19 protein-coding genes, 3 pseudogenes and 1 riboswitch are annotated in these 17,611 nt (G+C 33.3%); all 22 genes and pseudogenes read left to right on the forward strand.

Annotation, left to right across the window (positions count from 1 at the left end; all coding sequences use genetic code 11):
- Window positions 1-15: 15 nt before the first annotated feature.
- Window positions 16-345 (forward strand): YlbF family regulator, encoded by a 330-nt coding sequence (locus OEI98_RS06280; RefSeq protein ID WP_003869801.1) that lies wholly within the window; start codon window positions 16-18, stop codon window positions 343-345.
- Window positions 346-815, forward strand: a pseudogene (locus OEI98_RS06285) (QueT transporter family protein). It abuts the gene before it with no gap.
- Between the two features lie 84 nt (window positions 816-899).
- Entirely contained in the window at window positions 900-1,955 is a 1,056-nt protein-coding gene (mltG, locus tag OEI98_RS06290) for an endolytic transglycosylase MltG (RefSeq protein WP_074591876.1), read from the forward strand.
- Between the two features lie 12 nt (window positions 1,956-1,967).
- Complete coding sequence (locus tag OEI98_RS06295; protein ID WP_004396464.1) at window positions 1,968-2,606, forward strand: O-methyltransferase; 639 nt, start codon at window positions 1,968-1,970, stop codon at window positions 2,604-2,606.
- Window positions 2,607-2,608: 2 nt separating this feature from the next.
- Complete coding sequence (locus OEI98_RS06300; RefSeq protein WP_266040285.1) at window positions 2,609-3,826, forward strand: peptidase U32 family protein; 1,218 nt, start codon at window positions 2,609-2,611, stop codon at window positions 3,824-3,826.
- A gap of 33 nt (window positions 3,827-3,859) precedes the next feature.
- Window positions 3,860-5,485 (forward strand): peptidoglycan D,D-transpeptidase FtsI family protein, encoded by a 1,626-nt coding sequence (locus OEI98_RS06305; protein ID WP_266040598.1) that lies wholly within the window; start codon window positions 3,860-3,862, stop codon window positions 5,483-5,485.
- Window positions 5,486-5,553: 68 nt separating this feature from the next.
- Window positions 5,554-6,248, forward strand: a pseudogene (sigK, locus tag OEI98_RS06310) (RNA polymerase sporulation sigma factor SigK).
- Between the two features lie 63 nt (window positions 6,249-6,311).
- Window positions 6,312-6,812: a YqeG family HAD IIIA-type phosphatase gene (locus OEI98_RS06315; protein WP_266040287.1), complete on the forward strand. Its 501-nt coding sequence runs from the start codon at window positions 6,312-6,314 to the stop codon at window positions 6,810-6,812.
- Window positions 6,802-7,656 carry a shikimate dehydrogenase gene (gene aroE, locus OEI98_RS06320; RefSeq protein ID WP_266040289.1) on the forward strand — a complete coding sequence of 285 codons (855 nt, stop codon included), beginning with the start codon at window positions 6,802-6,804 and terminating at the stop codon, window positions 7,654-7,656. The genes OEI98_RS06315 and aroE overlap by 11 nt, the downstream gene beginning before the upstream one ends.
- A gap of 3 nt (window positions 7,657-7,659) precedes the next feature.
- Window positions 7,660-7,742, forward strand: a riboswitch (cyclic di-GMP riboswitch).
- Between the two features lie 26 nt (window positions 7,743-7,768).
- Window positions 7,769-9,442: pseudogene (gspE, locus tag OEI98_RS06325) on the forward strand (type II secretion system ATPase GspE).
- Window positions 9,443-9,447: 5 nt separating this feature from the next.
- Entirely contained in the window at window positions 9,448-10,497 is a 1,050-nt protein-coding gene (locus OEI98_RS06330) for a type IV pilus twitching motility protein PilT (protein ID WP_266040291.1), read from the forward strand.
- Window positions 10,498-10,507: 10 nt separating this feature from the next.
- Window positions 10,508-11,719 (forward strand): type II secretion system F family protein, encoded by a 1,212-nt coding sequence (locus tag OEI98_RS06335; RefSeq protein WP_266040293.1) that lies wholly within the window; start codon window positions 10,508-10,510, stop codon window positions 11,717-11,719.
- Between the two features lie 24 nt (window positions 11,720-11,743).
- Window positions 11,744-12,133, forward strand: coding sequence for a type II secretion system protein (locus OEI98_RS06340; RefSeq protein WP_266040295.1), 390 nt, complete (start codon window positions 11,744-11,746; stop codon window positions 12,131-12,133).
- 49 nt (window positions 12,134-12,182) lie between these two features.
- The gene (locus OEI98_RS06345) at window positions 12,183-12,941 is read left to right on the forward strand and encodes a prepilin peptidase (RefSeq protein ID WP_266040297.1); all 759 of its coding nucleotides are present in this window, start codon (window positions 12,183-12,185) and stop codon (window positions 12,939-12,941) included.
- Between the two features lie 4 nt (window positions 12,942-12,945).
- Complete coding sequence (locus OEI98_RS06350) at window positions 12,946-13,395, forward strand: prepilin-type N-terminal cleavage/methylation domain-containing protein (RefSeq protein WP_266040299.1); 450 nt, start codon at window positions 12,946-12,948, stop codon at window positions 13,393-13,395.
- A gap of 10 nt (window positions 13,396-13,405) precedes the next feature.
- The gene (locus OEI98_RS06355) at window positions 13,406-14,083 is read left to right on the forward strand and encodes a type IV pilus modification PilV family protein (protein ID WP_266040301.1); all 678 of its coding nucleotides are present in this window, start codon (window positions 13,406-13,408) and stop codon (window positions 14,081-14,083) included.
- Window positions 14,074-14,538 (forward strand): PilW family protein, encoded by a 465-nt coding sequence (locus tag OEI98_RS06360; RefSeq protein WP_266040303.1) that lies wholly within the window; start codon window positions 14,074-14,076, stop codon window positions 14,536-14,538. Before OEI98_RS06355 ends, OEI98_RS06360 begins: the two co-directional genes overlap by 10 nt.
- On the forward strand, window positions 14,528-15,061 hold the full coding sequence (locus tag OEI98_RS06365) for a pilus assembly PilX family protein (RefSeq protein WP_266040305.1): 534 nt from the start codon (window positions 14,528-14,530) through the stop codon (window positions 15,059-15,061). Before OEI98_RS06360 ends, OEI98_RS06365 begins: the two co-directional genes overlap by 11 nt.
- Before the next feature lie 15 nt (window positions 15,062-15,076).
- Complete coding sequence (locus tag OEI98_RS06370) at window positions 15,077-15,337, forward strand: late competence development ComFB family protein (RefSeq protein ID WP_003869819.1); 261 nt, start codon at window positions 15,077-15,079, stop codon at window positions 15,335-15,337.
- A 10-nt stretch (window positions 15,338-15,347) separates the two neighbouring features.
- Window positions 15,348-16,307 carry a type IV pilus assembly protein PilM gene (gene pilM / locus OEI98_RS06375; RefSeq protein ID WP_266040309.1) on the forward strand — a complete coding sequence of 320 codons (960 nt, stop codon included), beginning with the start codon at window positions 15,348-15,350 and terminating at the stop codon, window positions 16,305-16,307.
- A 1-nt stretch (window position 16,308) separates the two neighbouring features.
- Window positions 16,309-16,842, forward strand: a complete 534-nt coding sequence (locus OEI98_RS06380; protein WP_004396414.1) for a PilN domain-containing protein — start codon at window positions 16,309-16,311, stop codon at window positions 16,840-16,842.
- A complete protein-coding gene (locus tag OEI98_RS06385; protein WP_003869822.1) occupies window positions 16,843-17,598 on the forward strand; it encodes a type 4a pilus biogenesis protein PilO in 756 nt (251 codons plus the stop codon). It abuts the gene before it with no gap.
- The last annotated feature ends 13 nt before the right edge of the window (window positions 17,599-17,611 follow it).

The raw sequence follows: 17,611 nt of genomic DNA on the forward strand, positions 1-17,611 counted from the left end.
AGGAGGCTCTTAAATATGAACGTCTACGACAAAGCTTATGAACTGGCTAATGCCATAAGACAGTTGCCAGAATACAAAGCTTTTAAAGAGGCGTATCAAAAAATAAATGAAAATGAGCAAAATAAGAAAATGTTAGAGGATTTTAGAAAAAAGCAATTAGAGATTCAAGCTAAAGAGTTGTCAGGTGAAAAAGTGGATCCTAAAGAAAAAGAAGTGTTAGAAAAGCTATGGGAGATATTAAATCTTAATCCAGAGTTAAGTTCGTACTTGTCTTTAGAATACACTCTTGGCAAGATAATGGATGATATACTAAAAATAATCATGGAACCGATGGAGATGAAGTAGATGAAAAGAATAGATACTAAGTACATTGTAAAAGCAGGAGCCATTGCAGCCATTTACTTTGTTGTTACTATTCTTTTGGGCAGTGTTTCTTATGGCCCTATTCAATTTAGAATATCTGAATCTTTAGTTGTATTACCCATGGTAGAGCCGGCAGCAATATGGGGGTTTTTATAGGATGTTTATTAGCCAATATAGGAAGTCCTTTTGGACTTCTCGATATTTTGGGTGGAAGTTTAGTGACATTACTTGCTGCGTACCTTTCATCAAAAACTAATATCTTTTACAAAGGTATATTGCCTCCTATAATATTAAATGCCCTTATTGTTTCAATATGGGTAAGTTATTTCACGAAAATGCCCTATTATCTTGTAGCTTTATATATCGCTTTAAGTGAAGCTATTGTGACAGGTGTATTTGGGTATGTAGTGATTGCAGTATACAAAAGATTAAAAGATAAGTATTCTTTATAAAAACAGGTAAGCGGAAGGCTTACTTGTTTTTATTTTTAATTAATTATATAATTTAGGTATACCTACCCAAGGGAGAGAAATGTAATGAATAATGTCGAATACAAAAGAAAAAGTAGATTTGCTGTGGTAATAACGACTATAATTTTTTTGTTTTTCTCTGCTTTTGTATACTATCAAAGCTTTTTTCAACCAGTAACTACAAAAAGTGATGTGCCTCAAAAGATTATAAATATTCCAAAAGGGTATTCTACCGTGCAAATAGCTAAGGTGTTAAAGGAGAATAATTTAATTAAGAATGAGTGGTTTTTTATATGGAGAGCAAAAGTTTTAGGTGCTGATGGAAAATTACAAGCAGGAAAATATCTTTTAAGCCCTAACATGACTACTGATCAAATAATAGAAAAAATATTTGCAGGTAAAGCACAAAAGGATACAATAAAAGTGACAATTCCGGAAGGTTATTCTGTTAAGGATATAGCCAATAAGTTATCGCAATTAGGCTTAGTAAATAAAGATAAATTTTTAGAAGTTGCACAAAAAGATACTTTTAACTACGATTTTTTAAAAGACATACCTAAAGATAGACCAAGTAGATTAGAAGGGTATCTTTTTCCCGATACTTATCAAATACCTATAGAGGCTGGCGAAAAAGAAATAATAAATATTATGCTTAAAAGGTTTCAACAAGTTTATAATAGTACTATAAAGGATAATGCAAAATATGTAGGAATGACACCAGATCAAATTGTGATAATAGCTTCTCTGATAGAAAAAGAGGCTGTGGTAGATAAGGACAGACCTCTAATTGCAGGTGTTATATACAACCGTTTGAAAAAACATATGAAACTACAAATAGATGCTACTGTACAATACGCATTAGGGGAACACAAGGATAAGCTTTTGTACAAAGATTTGGAGGTAGATTCCCCTTACAATACCTACCAACACTATGGACTTCCTATAGGTCCCATTTGTAATCCTGGACTTAAATCTATTAAAGCAGCTCTTTTTCCAGCTAAGCATGACTTTTACTATTATGTTGCAAAGAAAGATGGGTCTCATATTTTCAGTATAACTTATGAAGACCATTTAAAAGCTCAGAAAGAAATTGAAGCAAATGAAAATAATAATACTAAATGAAAGGGTTGAGTTATGGAAATAACTCGAAATGATATAAAATTTATAAGATGGATAGCTCATAAATTTGGATATCCTTTAGATGAGATGGAGAAATATGCCTACGAAAATTATATCCCTATTGCAAAACCGGAGGTCGCTGATTTTTTAAGTTTTATTGTGAAGCTAAAAAAGCCTAACAATATATTAGAGATAGGTACTGCTATTGGCTATTCTACTATAATAATGGCAAAAGCTTATTCAGAAGTTAGTGTAGTCACTATTGAAAGGGATATAAATTTGGCTGAAATAGCTAAAGAAAATTTTAAGAAAGCAAAAGTAGAAGATAGAATCGAACTTATTTGTGGAGAAGCACAGCAAGTTCTTCCAAATTTAACCAAGATGTACGATTTGATTTTTGTAGATGCGGCGAAAGGGCAATATATAGAATTTTACAAAGAACTGAAAAGACTTTTAAGCAAAGAGGGCGTAATCTTGTGGGACAATATTTTGTATAAGGGATATGTTGTAAATGAGAAAAATGTAAAACATAAGAGAAGAACTATTGTGTACAGAATGAGAGAATTTATAGAAATATTATATCAAGATAAAACTTTGTACACGGTAATTTTGCCTTTAGGAGACGGATTAGCGGTAAGCTTTAAGGAGGAATAATCATGTTAGAGCTTTTGGCACCAGTTGGAGATTTGGAAAGATTAAAAATAGCTATAAATTACGGAGCAGATGCGGTATATTTTGGAGGGAAACATTATAGTTTAAGGGCTTCTGTTGGTTTGACTCTTGAAGAGATAAAAGAAGCAATAAAATATGTGAGGAAAAGTGGAAAAAAAGCATATATTACTATAAATATCTTTCCCCACAATGAGGATTTGGAAGGATTGCCTGAATACATTAAATCAGTTGTTGACCTTGGCATAGATGCTATTATTCTTTCTGACCCAGGGATTTTTTCTATTGTAAAAGAAGTAGCTCCTGAAGTAGATGTTCATATAAGTACGCAAGCAAATAATGTGAATTATAAAAGTGCTCTGTTTTGGCATAATTTAGGTGCAAAAAGGATAATTTTGGCAAGGGAACTATCTTTAAAAGAGATAAAAGAGATAAGAGAGAAGACACCAAAAACTTTAGAATTAGAGGCATTTGTCCACGGGGCTATGTGCATTTCTTACTCAGGAAGGTGCCTTTTAAGCAATTACCTTACAGGAAGAGATTCTAATAAAGGTGAATGTGCACAACCTTGCCGGTGGAAATATTATCTTGTAGAAGAAAAAAGGCCAGGAGAGTATATGCCCATTTTCGAAGATGAAAGGGGCACATATATTATGAATTCTAAAGACCTATGCATGATAGAGTACATTCCAGAACTTGTTGAGGCTGGAGTTACAAGTTTTAAAATTGAGGGAAGAAACAAAAGTGCCTACTATGTTGCTGTAGTGACACGGGCTTACAGAAAGGTGATTGACGATTACCTTGAAAAAGGAAAAGATTATGTTTTTGACAAAAAACTTCTTGAAGAGGTTTCTAAAGCAAGTCACAGAGGATTTACCACAGGGTTTTATTTTGGCAAACCAGGTCCTGATGCTCAAAATTATGAGTCTTCAAATTATATACGGACTCATGATTTTGTAGGAATTGTAAAAGAATATGACCCCAATACAGGAATTGCTGTTGTAGAGCAAAGAAATAGGATGTTTGTGGGAGATAAAATTGAGATTGTGGGTCCTAAAGTAGAGTTTGAGCAGCAAATTGAAAAAATGTGGGATGAAGAAGGAAATGAGATTGAAGTAGCTCCCCATCCTCAAATGATAGTGAAAATTCCTGTAAAGTATCCTGTAGAAGAATTTTTTATACTGCGTCGAGAAATTAAAAATTAGGTTAAAACTTGCTCCTTTTGGGAATACTTTTTCCTGAAAGGAGCAAAGTTTTATGGAAAAAGAAATTATAGGATTGTTTTTTTGAGGGTAGTTTTGTCAATTTTAACGTTAACATTGATTTTTAGGCTTTTTTACATTCAGGTAATCAAAGGAGATTTTTATTCTCAAAAAGCAGTGGAACAAAAAATTAGAAGCTTTAAAATTTTGGAGAGAAGAGGAGAAATATACGATAGGAATATGATTCCTTTTACAGATAGAGAATATAAAGAATATATATTTGCGATACCTAAAATGTTAACTGACAAAGAAAAAGCCGCTAAGGTTATAAGTGAAATTGCCGCAGTAAACTGTGAGGATGTGTTAAAATCCTTAAAAAGTGCAAAAGATTATGTGGAATATGAAGTTAAATTTAACTCAAACAACAAATTACCTATAGGCATTTTTAAGTTAGCTTTGCCTCAAAGGTATTCGCAAAATTCTTTAGCAAGACATGTAATAGGGTATGTAGGAGAGAAAAAGATGGGTTTAGAAGATACTTTTAATGAAATTTTAAATAGCAAAAGGGAAGATAGCATTGCAGTGTTTACTGATGGGAATAATACTGATTATATAAAAGGGTTAGGAGTAAGGTTAAAAACTTCTGGAAAAGAAGTTTTGGGGGTAAAAACTACACTTGATTATCACATACAAAAGGCAGTAGAGAATGTTCTTGACAAGAATATGGTAGATGGAGCAGCAGTGGTATTAGATATAAAAACAGGTGATATACTTGCAATGGCAAGTAGGCCTAATTTTGACCAAAATAATATTCAAGCTTATTTAAATAGCTCTAACGAAGAATTTATAAACAAAGCTGTCTCAATGTATCCACCTGGCTCTATTTTTAAAATTGTAATAGCTGCTGCAGCGTTAGAATATAATAAAGTGAATTTACAGGATACTTTTTATTGCAGTGGTAGTTATGATATAAATGGAATAGTATTTCACGATTACAAAGGAGAAAGTCATGGAGTAATAAACATGGTAAAAGGTTTTGCAGTTTCCTGCAATACTACTTTTATAAAGATTGGGCAAATAACAGGGGCCAAAAATATTTTGGAGATGGCGAGAAAATTTGGAATAGAAAGTGATGATGGTCTGCCAATACCTGAGCAAATAGGGAGATTGCCTAAATTGTCTGATACTTATGGAGCAGGTATTGGGAATTTGTCAATAGGGCAAGGAGATGTGCTGATGACGCCTCTTCAAGCAGCTGATATCGCAGCGACAATAGCTAATAACGGTGTTAGAAATGTTCCACGTTTAGTGACTGCAATAGTTGATGAAGAAGGGAAAGAAATTGAAAAATTGTCTCAGAAAAAGTCTTACAGAGTGATAAGCGAAAAAACAGCCAAAATTTTAAAAGGAATGATGAGAGAAGTGGTTATTGACCCAGAAGGGACAGGAAAAAGGGCTGAGACTACGTATGGCAGTGCTGGTAAAACAGGTTCTGCTGAAGTTAGCAAGGAGCTAAATATATATCATGCTTGGTTTACAGGTTTTGTTCCTTTTGATAAACCTAAATATGCAATTTCGATTTTTGTAAAAAATGGAGATACTGGAGGAACTAAAGCTGCCCCTCTTTTCAAAGAAATAGCGGAGGAAATAATGAAATATTGATGTACGTGCACCATTTTGTATAAACCTCATATAATAGATGTGTAATGTTGAAAAAAGGGGTGGCGGCAATGTGGGAAGTTGTTGTTGCAATTTTGGCATCAATTGTAAAGGAAATCTTAAATCTTGGTTACTTGACAAACACCAACTCTTTTCCCAATCCACTTACTCCAGAAGAGGAAAAAAATATTTAGAAGCTTATAGAAACGGTAATGAGGAAGCGAGGAATATTTTAATAGAGAGGAACTTGAGATTGGTAGCCCATGTAGTAAAAAAATACAGTGGAACTGGTAAAGATATAGACGACTTGATATCTATTGGAACAATAGGGCTTATAAAAGCAATTTCTACTTTTGATTCTTCAAAAGGTACTCATCTTGCCACATACGCAGCAAGATGTATAGAAAATGAGATACTTATGTCTATAAGAGCAGAAAAAAAGATGAAAGGGGAGGTTTTTTTACAGGATCCTATTGGAGTAGATAAAGAGGGCAATGAGATATCTTTGATGGATGTACTTGGCACAGAGGAAGATGAAATATCAGAGCAAGTGGAGAAAAAACTTCAAATTAAAAAGTTGTACAGTAAAATGAACAGCGTTTTAAAAAATAGAGAACGGTTAATTATAGAAATGAGGTATGGTCTGTACAATGGGAAAGTGAGGACTCAAAGAGAAATAGCAAAGATGCTTGGTATATCTCGTTCCTATGTCTCAAGGATTGAAAAGAAGGCTTTAAATAAGCTTTTTAAAGAGCTTTCCATGTAAAACTGTTTGTATTGACAGTTTATTTTTTTTTATTATATAATTTTAACAAAATGAGGTGAACATATGTATGAAAAGTTGATTCCTGATATGATAGTGGAAAATATTTATCAAATTGATTTGGATTTTTTAAAAGAAAAAGGAATTACTAGTCTTGTCTTAGATATTGACAACACATTGGTACCTCAAAAATCAAAATTTCCTGATAAACAAACTATCGAATGGTTGGAAAAAATGAAAGAAGAAGGATTTAAAATTTGCCTTATTTCAAATAACACTAAAAGGCGAGTGAGTGAATTTAAAGAAAAAGTTGGTGTACCTGGAATAGCTTGGGCTATTAAACCGAGAAAAGGAGCTTTTAAAAAGGCTTTAAAGATTTTAGATGCTAAGCCTAATGAGACTGCTTTGATAGGAGACCAAATATTTACTGATATTTTTGGGGGAAAAAGAGCAGGCTTATATACTATTTTAGTAAAGCCTTTATCGAAAGAGGAATTAGGATGGACTAAGCTTATGAGAAGGGCGGAAAGACATGTACTTAAAAGGATTGAGAGATATGGAGATTAATTCAAGTACTAAATTGTATGGTCTTATAGGTCATCCTGTAGAACATAGTTTATCACCTTTAATACATAACTATGCTTTTAATTCTTTAGATTTAAATTGTGTCTACACTGTTTTTGATGTTTTGCCGGAAAAGCTTGAAGAAGCAGTAAAAGGAGTAAAAGCTTTAGGAATAAGAGGAGTTAATGTAACTGTACCTCATAAAGAGAAAATAATTAAATACCTAGATGTGGTCTCAGAAGAAGCATTAAAAATTGGCGCAGTCAATACTGTAGTCAATGAAGGAGGAATATTGAAAGGATATAATACGGATGTCTATGGCTTTATAGACTCATTAACAGAAGTAGGAGAAAAAATTGAAGGGAGGAAAGCTGTTGTTTTAGGAGCTGGTGGGGCTTCTAAGGCAGTTTGTGTCGCTCTTGCTCTAAAAGGGATAGATTCGATAATAATTGCCAATAGAAGTGTTGAAAGAGCAAAAGATTTGTCAGAATATATTAAAAGGGAATTTAAGATTCAGTGCGATTACTGCAGTATAAATGAAGTAAAAGAACTACCAGAAATAGATATACTTGTTAATACTACAAGCGTAGGAATGTATCCAAATACAGAAGATTCTCCTGCTGATGAAAAAGTGGTTTTGAAAGCTAAATTTGTATATGACCTTATTTACAATCCTTTTGAAACTACTTTTTTAAAACATGCGAAAAAGAATGGAATAAAGTATTCTAATGGACTTTTTATGCTACTTAATCAAGCTAATTATTCTTTCAAGTTGTGGACAGGGGAATTTTTCGACAAAAATTTGGTATACATGTATTTAAAAGAAGGAATTACGCATAATTTGTAGAATATTTTATAAAGAGTAGATGAAGTGAGGCTATATGTGGGCACTTTATGCCTCACGGATACAGTGGTGCAACCGGCTTATGTCGGCTTTATTATTTTTGGAGGTATATTTTATGGCCAAAAAAAAGCTAGGAGAGCTTTTAGTTGAGGTAGGGCTTATAACAGAAGAACAACTAAAGCACGCAATAGAAGTTCAGAGCAAAACAGGAGAAAAGTTAGGAAAAGTTCTCATTAAATTGGGGTATGTTACAGAAAGCCAAATACTAGAGGCTTTAGAATTTCAATTAGGTATTCCACATGTAGATTTGCAAAAATACTATATTGACCCAGATGTGGCAAAATTAATTCCCGAAGCTGTTGCTAAAAGACATACTATTATTCCTATAAAAAAAGATGAAGATGGTATATTGGTAGCAATGGCAGACCCTCTGAATATTTTTGCACTAGATGATGTGAGAATCATTACAAAACAAAATGTAAAGCCTTTAATTGCTTCTGAAGGAAGCATCTTAAAAGCCATAGATAGAATTTACGGAAGAGAACAGGCAGAAAAAGCAGTACAGGATTTTAAAAAGGAGTTTCAAAGTGAAAGTCAAGAAGAGCTGCCAGATGAGATTCTTGAAGAAGTACAAAACGCCTGCTGTACGCTTTGTAAATTCTATAATTGAGCAGGCAATAAAAAATAGGGCTTCAGATATTCACATTGAACCTACTGAAAAAGACCTTAGAATTCGATTTAGGATAGATGGACAATTAACAGAAGCTATGAGGACTATAAAAAGTACCCATGCCCCTGTTGTGACAAGAGTAAAAATTATGGCTAATATGAACATCGCTGAAAGAAGACTTCCTCAAGATGGCAGATTTGATTTTACTACAGGTGGTAAAAATATTGACATAAGAGTTTCTTCATTGCCCACTGTTTTTGGAGAGAAATTGGTATTGAGGCTTTTAGACAAGGAAAATTTTATAATGACAAAGGAGCAATTAGGTTTTGAAGAAGAGGATCTGGTGCTCTTTGATAAACTTATCAAAAGGCCTAATGGCATTGTGCTTTTGACTGGTCCTACAGGTAGTGGGAAAACCACCACTCTTTATGCAATGCTGAGAGAGCTTAACAAACCCAATGTTAATATAATAACTGTTGAGGACCCTGTTGAGTATTCCCTTGAGGGAATAAACCAGGTACAAGTTAATGAAAAGGCAGGCCTTACCTTTGCGACTGCTCTTAGGTCAATTTTGAGGCAAGACCCTGATATAATTATGATTGGAGAAATTAGAGATACTGAAACTGCTGAGATAGCTATTCGTTCTGCCATAACAGGGCACTTAGTCCTTTCCACTTTGCATACAAATGATGCGGCGGGAGCGGTGACTAGGCTTATAGATATGGGTATAGAGCCTTATCTTGTATCTTCTTCTGTAGTAGGGGTTATTGCTCAGAGATTGGCGAGAAAAATATGTGATAACTGTAGAATTTCTTATAAAGCTTCCAAAGGTGAAAAAGAACTATTGGGAATTTCAGAAAATGAAGACATTACTTTATACAAGGGGAGAGGTGCCCTGTTTGTAATAAAACAGGCTATAGGGGAAGAATTCCTATATATGAGATAATGACTGTTACTTCTGATATTAGAGAGCTTATAAATGCTAAGGTTTCCTCTGATGTTATTGGAGCTCAGGCTGTAAAAAATGGCATGAAAACTTTACGAGAAAGTGCTAAAAGACTTGTATTACAAGGAAAAACTACAATTGATGAAATGATAAGACTAACTTACGAGGAATGAGGGATATGGATACAAAGGAACTTTTAAAATTAGTAGTTGAAAGAAAAGCTTCAGACTTGCATATAACGGTTGGAGTACCTCCAGTTCTTAGAATTAATGGCTATTTAGAAAAATTAGAAGGGGAGCCTTTTACCCCTGGGCAGACTGAAGAAATAGTTAAGGATTTATTGACAAGTGAGCAATTGAAAAAGTTAGAACAAAATGGAGATATTGATTTGTCCTATTCAGTTACAGGATTAGGAAGGTTTAGAATAAATGTATACAAACAAAGGGGAAGTTATAGTCTTGCAATAAGGTCTGTAGCTTTGAGAATACCTACAATAGAGGAATTGGGACTTCCTCCAATACTTAAAGACTTAGCTTTAAAGGCGAGAGGGCTTATATTGGTAACAGGACCTACTGGCAGTGGTAAATCTACTACACTGGCTGCGATGGTGGATTGGATAAACTCTAAAAGGACTTGTCATATTCTCACATTGGAAGACCCTATAGAATATTTACATAAACACAACAAAAGCATAGTAAATCAAAGAGAGATTGGGCATGATGCGGCATCTTACGCTTCAGCTTTAAGGGCTGCTTTAAGGGAGGACCCGGATGTTATATTAGTGGGAGAGATGAGGGATTTAGAAACCATCCAAATTGCTATAACTGCTGCTGAGACAGGCCATCTTGTTTTGTCCACTCTTCACACAATAGGAGCCGTTAAGACGATCGATAGGATTATTGATGTTTTTCCTCCCCATCAGCAGCAGCAGATAAAAATTCAGCTTTCAAATGTTTTAGAGGGAATTATTTCTCAACAGCTTATACCTAAAAAGGACAACAGCGGCAGAGTAGTTGCGACAGAAGTGATGATTGCTACTCCTGCTATAAGAAATCTCATAAGAGAAGGGAAGACTTTCCAGATACAGTCGGCAGTTCAAACAGGTAGCAAGTTTGGAATGATGACAATGGATATGTCTATTTTACATCTGTTAAAAAAAGGAGTTATTTCTTTGGAGGATGCATTGACCTATTGTGTGGACCAAGAGAATTTTTCTCGCATGATATAGAGGTGATTATATGCCGTTGTATGCATATAGGGCAAGGGATATGGGAGGAAATCTCGTTACAGGGACTTTGGAAGTTGATTCAAAGGCTCAGTGCATTGATGTTTTAAAGCAAAAAAATTATTATATAATTGACATCAAAGAAGAAGTTGTAAAACAGGACATATTAGATTTTGGCTCTTTTAAAAAGGTAAAGATAAAAGATATTGCTGTTTTTTGTAGACAATTTGCTACTTTAATGAATGCAGGTATACCCATCGTGACGGCTTTGGCCACTATTAAGGAGCAAGTGGAGAATAAAAGGCTAAAAAGAGCTATAAGCGAAGTTTATGAGGAAGTTCAAAAGGGAAGGACTTTGTCTGATGCAATGAAAAAATACGGAGATGTTTTTCCTATGCTTCTTTATAACATGGTGGAAGTAGGGGAAGTGAGTGGAACTCTTGATAAAGTAATGAATGAAATGGCGGACCACTATGAGAAGGAAAATGAATTAAATCAAAAAGTAAAGTCTGCTTTGACTTATCCTCTTATTGTATCTGTTGTAGCTGTATTAGTTGTTATTTTTCTTTTGACAAATGTTTTACCTATTTTTGTAGGTATGTTTAAAAATGCTGGAGTCCAGTTGCCTCTTCCCACTCGAATACTTATTGCTATAAGCAGTTCTATATCTCAATATTGGTACTTTTACACAGGAGTAATTTTGGTGATTTCTTATTCGATTTCGAGTTTTTTGAAGACACCTGAAGGAAGGCGCATTTATGACAGAATGCTTTTAAACATGCCAATCTTTGGCCCTCTAAACAAAAAGATTTTAATTTCCAGGTTTACAAGGACTTTAGGAACATTGATAAGTGCTGGTGTACCGCTTATGAAGGCAATGGAAGTAGTAGAAAAAGTTGTGGGTAATACAGTAGTAGCAGAGGGACTTAAAAAAGCGCAAGAAGATATAAAAAAAGGCTTACCCCTTTCAGAACCTTTAAAAAGAATTGGCATTTTCCCGCCAATGGTAATTCAGATGATAAGTATTGGTGAAAGTTCAGGTTCATTGGACAGCATATTAAATAAAACTGCGGATTTTTATGACGGAGAAGTGGATACAGCTGTCTCACAAATGACAACTCTTCTAGAGCCATTAATAATTGTTATGCTGGCGACAGTGGTAGGATTTATAGTTATTTCAATTGTCATGCCGCTGTTCCAATTATACAATTTCATAGGCCAGTGATATTGGGAAAGGGGGTGAAAAAGGATGGAATGGTTGGTAAAAGCATTAAACAAGGATGAGAGAGGTTTTACATTAATTGAATTGATTGTTGTCATTGCAATTTTAGGGATACTGGCAGCCATTGCAGTGCCTCAATTTACAGGGACATTAACTAGTTCTAAAGAAAAAGCTGATAAGGCTTCAGCACAAATTATAGCAGATGCAGCAGCAAGATGGATTGTGGATAAGGGTAGTGATGATAATATCCCTACAGTGGATCAATTATACAATGAACATTATTTAGCTGATAATTACATACCTCAATCTGGCGGAAGCAAATTTGTAATTACTCTTGATAAAGATAATCATAAAGTTCAAGTGTCTATTGATAATGGAGCAATTTTAGCTACTGCTCCATATGAAATAATTAAATAATCCAGGGCACATTTTTGTGCCCTCCTTAATATTTTTTTAGGAGGTCATTATGGAGATACTACTTTACATACTGATATTTTTATTCGGCACAATTATAGGAAGTTTTTTAAATGTGGTCATACACAGAGTGCCAAGAAAAGAGTCAATAGTCTATCCTCCTTCTCATTGCCCTAAATGTGGACATGAATTAAAAACTATTGATTTAATACCTATATTGAGTTATATTCTACTTAAAGGAAGATGTAGGTATTGTGGAGAAAAGATTTCAGCAAGGTATCCTGTTGTTGAAGTATTGACTGGAATTGTGTTTTTGATAATTTACTATAAATTTGGTTTAGATTTTAAAGCTTTTTCTTACATGTTTTTAGCTTCTATATTGATTTCAATAAGTTTTATTGATATGGAACACAAAATAGTGCCAAATAAAATAATTATTGCAGGATGTGTAGGTGCTATAATCTTTCGATTGTTAATGTACAATTATGGATTTTTGGATTATGTATTGGGCTTAATTTTAGGTGGAGGAATTCTCCTTCTCATCTCTTTAATTTCAGGAGGAGAGATGGGAGGAGGAGACATAAAACTGATGGCGTTAATTGGTTTTTTTATAGGGTGGAAGCTTACAATTTTAGTGTTTTTCCTTTCTGTAATCATTGGAGCATTGGGAGGAGCTATATTAGTAGCTTTGAAAATTAAAGGGAGAAAAGATTACATTCCTTTTGCACCCTACATTTCCATTGCATGGTTTATTTCAATTTTGTATGGGTATGAGATGTTAAATTATTATATAAAATTCATAAGAGGTTAAGCTTATGAAAAGAGAGGAAGGATTAACTTTAATAGAGCTTGTAACGGTTTTGGCAATTTTCACAGTTATAGTTCTTATAGTTATTCCTTCGACTGACTTTTTTGATGCGACAAGGTCAAATGTAAGACTTACTCTTATAGCTCATGAAGTTGTGAAGGATTTAAGATATATTCAGCACAAAAGTATTTTCGAAAGAGAAAATTTATATTTTGAAATCAAACCCGATAAGACTGGTTATTACATAAATAGATATGAGGACGATAAAAATATTAAGACAAAGGATTTGCCTAAAGGAATTATAATAGAGGAAAATATACAAAAAGAAATAAGGTTTAATCAGATGGGGGTTCCATCTACTGGAGGTTGTACAATAACTTTAAAAAATAACAAAAAAGAAATTTATATAACTGTGCTTCCTGCTACAGGGCGTATTATGATAAAGGGGAATTATTAGGAGTGATTTTATGAAAATTTCAAAGGATAATAAAGGCATGACTTTAATAGAGGTACTTGTCTCAATAGCTATATTTGCAATAGTGGCAATACCTCTTTTGGGCATTTTTAGTCAATCTGCTATAACTTCTGCTAACTCTAAGATAAAGACAAAAGAAGCTACAATTGCACAGACAATTGCAGAAAACATAAAGGCGGGAATTGTAAAAGACAATGCGGACCTTGCCAAAGTAGTAACTGACTTTGAAAAAGAAGGCTTTATAGCCTATGTAGAACAGCAAACATCTACAGGGGAAGTTTCTCAGTATCAAATAAAAGTAGGAAAAATTGGTTCAAACACTCCTATGTATACCCTTTATATTATGGCGCCTGCAACGGAAATTACTTCTTATGTTCCTGTAGAAATACCTTCTGAGGAAAACCCAAGTGGAGGCGGTAGCAGTAGTAATGATGTAATAAAGCATGTAGTGGACCTGATAACAATAGTGATAATTGCTACATGGACTGCTTTATTCATACTTTTTGTAGTAATACCTGCTTTTGGGTTGGAGTCTATTATAGAAGTTCCTAAACTGGTGAGTACAGTCATCAATTTAATCAATTCAGGAGTGACTAATTTAAAAACTGTTGCCACAAAAGCGGCAGAAAGTGTAAGACTTGCTATTCCATGGTGGTTAAAATGGTGGTAAAAAAAGAAGCGGGTTTTACCCTCATTGAACTGATCGTGACATTGGCTATATTAGGGGTTGTGATAGGGGTTTATTCATCTTTATATTATTCAGGATACAAGTCTTTTATAAGTACACAGAATAACGTCGATGTTGAGCAAAATGTCAGATTTGCCATGAATTACATTGTAACTGCTTTGGAAAAGGGGCCTTCTCATGTTACTGTAATTGACAATGGACATGGCATAAACATAGACGGCCTTGTCATAAGGCTAGACAGAAAAAAGCACGCTCTTTATACCAATGACAATGCAGGGCATGAATTAGCTGTCAAGATTTATGGCTTTAATGTGGCTAAAAAAAGTACCAACATGATAAATATCCAAATAATTGGGCAAAGTGATGATAATGGGTCAAACAGATTTTCCCTCTCTACAGATGTTTTTTTAAGAAAGAGTGATATAAATGGTCAATGAGAGAGGTTCTGCCCTAATATTTACTCTAATGGTGATTTTAATTCTCACAGTCCTTGGGGTTGCTATTTTAGAAGTTACTATTACTAATTATAAAATTTCACATGCCTACGCAAATTCTATTTCTGCTTCATACGCTGCAGAAGCAGCTTTGGATATTGCCAAAAATGAGTTTAATGACCAATTACTTAGTGATTTATCTCAGCGAGCACAAAATATCATAAACAACTCCAATGAAAAAATACCAAGAGAATTTTTATATCAAAGCATCTATTCCTTTGTGCAGAACTATCTTCAGGAAAACGTATTTTATAAATATCCTCAATCAGGGTATTTAGGGGATACTGGTCAAAAATACACAATACAAAGCATGACTTTAGATAGCAATTACAATAGGCTTACATATATTATACACATAAATACAACAGGGGAGTACAAAAACATCAAAAAAGAGGGATATGCAGAGCTTATACTTAATCTCGAATCGTCCGACCCACTTACTATATCTAAGTGGGAAATAAAATGATGGGAGAGGGTTTTTATGCATCTTAAAAATTACATGGAAGACGCTGTTGACCAAATGATGGATAAGGTTTTGAAAGATTTAGACGTTTGTAAATGCGACAGATGTAGAATGGACATAAAAGCTTTAGCACTTAACAATTTACCTCCAAAATATGTTGTATCAGAAGAAGGAGAACTATATGTAAAGACAAATGAGTTAGTCAGGCAATTTGAGGTAGACATAATAAAAGCTATAACAATGGCTGCTATTAAAGTGAATAACAATAAGCGCCATTAGGAGGTAAAAAATGCTTGGAATTGAAATAGGGAATTTTAATACAAAATTATTAGTTGGAGAAAAAAAGAATAAATTCTTTGGTAAAAGGTTAATGATAAATACGCCTTCTAATGTGATAACTAATGGTAAAATTATTGATATAAATTCATTGGCAGATGTAATTAATGAGACTTTGAAAAGGAACAATATCAAAGAAAAACAAGTGTGTTTTACTATTTCCAGCTCAAATAATATAATAAGGGATTTAGAATTGCCACTAATGAAAGAAGAGGAAGTCGAAAAGGCCTTATACTATGAGATTGAGCAATACATTCCTGACACTGAAAATTATGTAATAGATTATAGATATTTACCTAATATTGCGGAGAAAGATAAAATGATTAGAGTACTGATTGCCTCTTCTCCTAAGGATATAATAGAAAAATATGTTAAATTAGCAGAGATGTTAAAATTAAAATTAGAAGCCATTGATATTTATAGCAATTCAATTTATAAAGCTTGTAAAAAGGTGAATTTAGCTGAGGGAATAGTGTCAGTTGTAGATATAGGGGCAGTTGTTACCAATGTGACGGTGATTGATAACGGAAATTACATTTTTAGTAGGAGCATAGAGTTTGGTGGAAATAAAATTACACAAATAATTGCGAATGCCTTTAATATAGATTTTCAAGCAGCAGAAGAATATAAAAGGGCAAAAAAATTTATTGGAGAAGAAAACTATAAGGATATAGAAGATACTATACTTTTATCCTTTTCGGAAGTGTTTCAACAGCTAAGCAGAATATTTGATTTTTATTATGCCACATATCATAAAAATATACAAAAAATTATCATGTTAGGTGGTACTTCTAAACTTTTAGGATTGAGAGAATACGTGGAAGATTATTTTAGGATACCTACTTTTGTGATAGAAACAGAAGATTATTTATACTTTTTACCTGTTTATGGATGCCTTTTAAGGGGGGAATAGGTTGAAGGATATAAACCTCATACCAGCTGAACTAAAGGAACAAAAAATGCGAAGAAAAAAACAAATATCCCGTCTTTTTTTTGTGTTTGTTTTAACCACCGTTATTTTTGCCTTAATAGCTTTTCCACTGGTATATATCAATAAATTGTATCAAGACTTAAAATACGCAGATAATGAATTAGGTAAATTTAAAGACATTTCTCAGTTGCAGCAAAATGTAAAAGATTTATCCGCTTATATAGAAAAGAAGAAAAGCTTAATAGAAAAATTGAAAAAGCAAAAAGTGGATGCAGTAGGTATATTGCAAAATTTAGCCTCAAATATACCTGAAAAAGTATCTATTGATTCTTTGAAATATGAGAAAAATATTTTGGAAATAGATGGACAAGCACTTTCAGAATCTGATATAGCAGCTTTTATGCTTAACCTAAGAAGTATAAGTTATGTAGAAGATGTGAAAGTGATATCGGTGGATTTGACAGATAAAGGCCTTCTAAAATATGTTTTACAAGTAAAAATCAAGGTGGTATCATAGATGAAGCTTACAAGAAGAGAAAGAGTATTAATTTACTTTGCTGTCATACTCGGATTTTTTGCACTTTATTATCAATATTATTTAACTCCCAAAATTTTAGAAATACGAAATTTATCTATTGAATTAAAAAATAAAAGACAAATTTTAGAACAAGTAACTGCTTTAAACAATAAAAATTTAAGAGAAGGTTTAGACAAGCAACAAACTCAACTAAAGGAATTAAGCATGATTTTACCAGAAGAAAGGGATATAGAAATTTTTCTTTTTAATTTACAACAAATGGTCAATGATACAGGTGTAAAGACAAAAAGCTTAACTTTTGAAAACCAAGATCAAAGTCAAAAAGAAACTAGTAATGTGAAAAAAGAAGATTTTGTGACAATACCCGTAAATATTACTGTTTCAGGTAATTACGATGAGATTATAGCTTTTCTAAATGAAATACAAAATTCTAAGAGACTTTGTAACATTCAAAGTTTCTCTATTGAAAAAGACCAAAATCAGCACAACCTTCTTTTGACTCTACAGATCTTTATTTATTCAATGAAAGACAGTGGTGGTACTTCAATACCGACAGATTTTTTAAAAGGTAAAAGTGACCCTTTCAAGTCTCTGTATGATGATACCAGAAGTGAACAATCAAATAATGTAGAACAGCCTTCTGCTTCTCAATCTCCTCAAAACATAGATGTGAATAAGGTAATAACTGATACTATAGAAAAAGTTTTAAAAGAGAAAATACCTTCATTGCCTTAGGGAGGAAATATTC

This window comes from Thermoanaerobacter sp. RKWS2, from assembly GCF_026240795.1.
GTDB classification, from domain to species: domain Bacteria; phylum Bacillota; class Thermoanaerobacteria; order Thermoanaerobacterales; family Thermoanaerobacteraceae; genus Thermoanaerobacter; species Thermoanaerobacter ethanolicus.